Source organism: Bacillus sp. P4_D3, assembly GCF_056401855.1.
Window position 1 is genome coordinate 1 of sequence record NZ_JBFUIN010000221.1, and the last position, 5354, is coordinate 5354.

At 36.6% G+C, this 5354-nt stretch carries 6 protein-coding genes; 4 read left to right on the forward strand and 2 right to left on the reverse strand.

Translation table 11 applies throughout. The features are described 5' to 3' along the window. Nucleotides 1-901, forward strand: a 901-nt coding sequence (locus AC1DTM_RS17660) for a bifunctional metallophosphatase/5'-nucleotidase (protein WP_477000571.1), incomplete at its 5' end; no start/stop codon positions are given. A 170-nt stretch (nucleotides 902-1071) separates the two neighbouring features. Next, nucleotides 1072-1518 (forward strand): ferritin-like domain-containing protein, encoded by a 447-nt coding sequence (locus tag AC1DTM_RS17665; RefSeq protein WP_002199426.1) that lies wholly within the window; start codon nucleotides 1072-1074, stop codon nucleotides 1516-1518. Between the two features lie 51 nt (nucleotides 1519-1569). Here AC1DTM_RS17665 and AC1DTM_RS17670 read toward each other — a convergent pair whose 3' ends face one another. After that, the gene (locus AC1DTM_RS17670; RefSeq protein WP_002067020.1) at nucleotides 1570-2046 is read right to left on the reverse strand and encodes a ribbon-helix-helix domain-containing protein; all 477 of its coding nucleotides are present in this window, start codon (nucleotides 2044-2046) and stop codon (nucleotides 1570-1572) included. A 131-nt stretch (nucleotides 2047-2177) separates the two neighbouring features. Here AC1DTM_RS17670 and AC1DTM_RS17675 point away from each other — a divergent pair, with 131 nt between their 5' ends. Beyond that, complete coding sequence (locus AC1DTM_RS17675) at nucleotides 2178-3179, forward strand: alpha/beta fold hydrolase (protein WP_002111650.1); 1002 nt, start codon at nucleotides 2178-2180, stop codon at nucleotides 3177-3179. 116 nt (nucleotides 3180-3295) lie between these two features. Next, nucleotides 3296-4615, forward strand: coding sequence for a Na+/H+ antiporter family protein (locus tag AC1DTM_RS17680; protein ID WP_477000572.1), 1320 nt, complete (start codon nucleotides 3296-3298; stop codon nucleotides 4613-4615). A 25-nt stretch (nucleotides 4616-4640) separates the two neighbouring features. On the opposite strand, the gene AC1DTM_RS17685 is transcribed toward AC1DTM_RS17680, so the two are convergent. Continuing rightward, the coding region (locus AC1DTM_RS17685; RefSeq protein ID WP_477000573.1) for a substrate-binding domain-containing protein at nucleotides 4641-5354 on the reverse strand (714 nt) is incomplete at its 5' end.

A 5354-nucleotide genomic window follows, 5' to 3' on the forward strand; every position in this document is an offset into this window, starting at 1 on the left:
TGCACACGTTGGAGGTACAACTGATGACACTGGTGTAACAAACGGTGACCTTACTCGCATTGCAAATGAAACAGATCCCGAAGTTGATGTTATTTTCGGCGGACATAGTCATACATACGTAAATGGTACTGTAAATAATAAACTCATCGTACAGGCGAACTCTTACGGAATGGCTTTCTCGGACGTAGATGTAACAATTGATAGAAAAACAAAAGATATTGTGAAGAAAAAAGCTGAAGTTATCACAACATATCATGAAGGTGTAGAACCTGATAAACAAGTAAAACAAAAGTTAGATCAATATAAAGAAAAAATTGCACCGCTTGTAAATGAAGTTGTCGGAAAATCTACAGCACCTATCGACCGTAAACAAAACGATGCTGGTGAATCTACCCTTGGAAATTTAATTGCCGATGCACAGCGCCAAACAATGCAAACACAAATCGCTCTTATGAATCCTGGTGGAATTCGCAATGATCTAGACGCTGGAGATATTACATGGGGCGAGTTATATGGTATTCAGCCTTTCGGAAATCAATTAATTAAAATGGATTTAACAGGTCAAGATATTCGTGAAATTTTAAATCAACAATGGCAAAAAGGAACAACGAGAATGCTCCAAATTTCAGGTATCCAATACACTTGGGATGCAATTAAACCAAATGGTGAAAAGGTTACGAATATCCGTTTAACCAATGGTGAAGAATTAGTTTCCACGAAAACGTATAGCGTAGTTGCAAATGCCTTCCTAGCTTCTGGCGGCGATGGATTTGTATCCTTTAAAAATGGAAAAAATACTGAAACTGGTCCAAACGATTTTGAAGCATTAGTCGATTATGTAAAACAAGTGAAAGAACCAATTCAGCCAATTATTGATGGACGTATTCAAAAAATCAACTAAATACTATTCAAACTAGTGCGTGACACTCGAAAGAAGAAGCTCCTTTTTATATGCAAGGAGCTTCTTCTTTTAGAGTCATACGTATTGTCATTCTTCTAGTGCAGTAAAGGATAAGCACATAGCCCCTTGTTTCCTCGTAGTATATAGAAAACTATAATAGGAGGGTTTGTATGTATTTCTATCCAAACAATGACGATACATTATATCGACAAAATGACAAACTCATTCGTAGTATTGAGAAAGCAATTAATGGAGAATATAGCGCCATTCATTGTTATGCTAAATTAGCTAATTTAGCTCCAGACATAAATGAACGAAATCAAATCCTTGAAATTCGGCAAGATGAAATAAAACATTTTCACCAATTTGTACAAATCTACACCCTTTTAACCGGTAAAAACCCTCAGCCCCAAATCACTGAAGAATGTCCAACTCTTTATTTGAACGGATTAGAATTCGCTATACAAGATGAGCAACGAACAGTTGATTTTTACTTAGAAATTGCAGACGAAACGACAAATCAACAAGTGAAAGAAACATTTCGGCGCGCAGCAGCTGATGAACAAAATCATGCCGTTTGGTTCCTATATTACTTTTCGAAACAAAAAATGAAATGAAATAAGACAAAAAGGATACACGCTCTTATATGGAACATAGTATCCTTTCTTTTATTTCTCTGGATACGTTTCATGATTAACATCATACCGTTGCAAAAATTCATGTAGTGCTTCTTCTACAATTTTAGACTTTTGAATCCCTTTCGATTCCGATATAACATCTAGTCTTGCTAATACTTCTATATTAATTGAAAAGGTTCGTTTCTTTTTCTCTGTGCTCTTACTTATAATTTGAACACTTATTTCTTCTCTTTTTCTTAGCAATTCATAAATGCTTTGTAATTGTTCATAAATTAGTAATTGATAGTCTGTTTTTGCATATTGAAGGGCAGTAGCTTCTTGGATTTGCAAATGACGTGGCTCTTCACCATCACCTATAAAGATACGTTTTTTCTGCTCTCCATCATATTCATATCCAATCACCCTTAACTTCTTTGATAATGTATATGGGCTCATTTCAAGCCGTTTCGCTATAATAGCGATTGATTCGCGTCTATTTAAAGAATCAATAATTTCTCCAATCGTCACATTCTCCCTCCTCTCTTAATCGCCTAAACTTGAAATCAAACCAGTATGTTATGATACAATGATTTTCTAGTAGTATATGCAAAAGAAAGAGCCTGTGCGATTCATACCATTTAAGAAAAGGAGGTTTACATATGCTTTTTCGTAGCTATACACCACAGTTTTATAACGAAAAGAAGCAATTAATCCCTAACAGTATCGCTACGATAGAAAGCGTTATGATTAATGACCGGAAACAATCTCTCCTTATACGCGGACAAAACGTGGAACAGCCTATTTTATTATGCTGTCACGGTGGACCTGGTATGGCACAAATCGGCTTTATTCGTCATTTTCAAAAAGAGTTAGAAAAGCACTTTATCGTTATTAATTGGGATCAACGCGGGGCAGGTAAATCCTTTTTATGGCGAGATATCCAAACAAATTTTACGATTGATCAATTTATTTCAGATGCAAAAGAAGTCATTCACTATCTTCTTAGACGCTTTAAAAAACAGAAATTGTTTCTCGCTGGGCATTCTTGGGGGAGTATTATCGGACTGCAAATCGCTAGTCAATATCCCAAATATATAGAAGCATACATCGGCATCGGTCAAATCGTACATATGAAGCAAAACGAAGAATTACTATACCGACATTTAATTAGCTCTGCAAAAAAACATGACCATAAAAAGGCATTAGCTTCTCTTTTAAAGTTAGGGAAACCACCCTTTTTAGATACGAGACGTCTCATTATTCAAAGAAAGTGGCTTGGTACATTTGGCGGAGCAATACAAAACGGATCTTCCTTTTCTTTCATACGAAAAGGTTTCTTTTCTCCTGAATATACGCTATTAGACTGGTTCAAATTTCTCGCAGGAAATTTAAAATCCGGAGTTTTATGGGAAGAGATGCTAACAATCGATTTCTTTTCGTCTATTTCAAGTTTATCTGTTCCTGTTTATTTTTGTTCTGGTCGCTATGATTATCAAACTCCTTATGCACTCGTTCAACAATATTGCGATATCATTCAAGCTCCTATTAAAAAGATGGTTTGGTTTCCAAACTCGGCACATTCTCCAGATTTAGAAGAGCCTGAACTATTCGCCAAATCTTTACAATCAATTAAACAAGAACTATCTTTTCAACATACATAACGAAAGGCTCTTTTACATTTCATAGAAAACATTTTATAATGATATGTCGCAAGTATATGTCACTACAAACACTTGCTTGCCTTAACAGAATAAAAATTAGGGAGATTACATTTATTATGAACGCTGTACTCATCGCAGTAGCAGTCATGCTACTGCTTAGTTTGTTACGTGTCCAAGTCATTGTCGCCATTATCGTTGGAGCTTTAACAGGCGGACTTATCGGCGGACTCGGTATTTCAGAAACAATTAGTACTTTTACAGCCGGTCTTGGGAACAGTGCTCCTATCGCATTAAGCTACGCAATGCTCGGTGGATTTGCTATTTCCCTTTCAAAAACAGGACTTCCTGATGCAATGATCCAATCAGCTTTAAAATGGATCGGCAACGAACAAGACACGAAAAAACAAGTCTATTCTAAAATACTTATATTATTTATCATTTTAACAATGGCTTGTTTCTCACAAAATATTATCCCTGTTCATATCGCCTTCATCCCAATCTTAATTCCAGCACTTTTGAAAGTATTAAATGAGCTGAGGGTGGATCGTAGGCTTGTAACATGTCTTATTACATTTGGATTAATTACCCCTTACATGTGGGTCCCAGCAGGATTCGGAAAAATTTATCATGACGTATTACAAACAAATGCTGCGCAAAGCGGTCTTACATTTGATGTCGCACTTATTCCAAAAGCGATGACTATTCCAGCAATCGGTATGATTATCGGATTATGTGTAGCAGTTTTCATTACATACCGAAAACCACGTACATATGCAACAGAACAAATTCATGCTGCACAGAATGAAATCGTTCCCTATACGAAAAGAAGCATTACTTTTGGTTTATTATCAATACTCGCTACATTAACTGTGCAATTAGCAACAGAATCAATGATTTTTGGTGCTTTAGCAGGTATTATCGTCTTATCAGTTAGCGGTAGTCTCCCTCTTAAAGAAGCCGATGCTATTTTAACGAGCGGAATGCGTATGATGTCCTTTATCGGATTTGTTATGATTTCTGCCGCTGGATTTGGCGCTGTTCTTCGAAAAACTGGACATGTTGAATCTCTTGTGCAAGCGAGTGCACATATAATCGGAAATAATAAACCGCTTGCTGCATTTCTTATGCTGGTTATTGGACTTCTCGTTACGATGGGAATTGGTTCTTCCTTTTCAACCATCCCAATCTTAACAACAATTTTCGTACCGTTATGCGTCCAGCTCGGATTTAGTCCCATGGCTACAATCGCAATTATCGGTACAGCTGGTGCACTTGGTGATGCAGGTTCTCCAGCATCTGATAGTACACTTGGACCAACGTCCGGTTTAAATGCTGATGGTCAGCACCATCATATATGGGATACATGTGTTCCAACATTTCTACACTATAATATACCGTTACTTATATTCGGCTTTATTGCCGCAATTACACTATAAAAGGTGCGTTTTAAAAACGCACCTTTTACTTTGTTGTTTCTCTCTCAATACATCTAAATTCTGTTTCCACTTCTTCTTGTTCCACTTGTTTCTTCTTTATTTTTCCTATTAACTGCTGAAAAGCTATTTCCCCATTTTCTTCGATATAACTTCCAATCGTCGTTAATGATGGACTTATCCATTCACCCTCTAAACTCCCGTTAAATCCAATGATTTGCAAATTACCTGGTATATGAATATTAAGAGTTTTCGCCGCCCTGATTAGCTCAATAGCGACCTTATCACTTGAAGCTACAACCCCATCTATGTATGGATGCTTTTGTAACAATTCAAGAAACTGTTGATTCGTATACCCTTGGACAATTTCCTCTCGATAAGAAAGTCCTTCTTTCCAAGCAGTATCTAGAAATCCTGCCACATGCTCTTCCATTTCTTCACTCTCTACTCCCTCACCGATATAAGCAAGAAACTGGCAGCCTTTCTCTTTTAATAAAGAAACAGCTTTCTGTCCACTTTCATAATAGCTCATAAGAGATTGCCGTCCTTCAAGCACAGCGAAAGGAAGTGAGATCTCTCCTATACTTCGAAAAACAGATTTCGTCATTATAACGCCTGCAATGTTATTTTGCTCCAACATATCTATGTATCTATTCTTATTTTCTATATTACAAACTATTACTTGATACCCTTCTTTATATGCTATTTCCTCAACGAAACGGAGCAAAGTGATGTATGATGG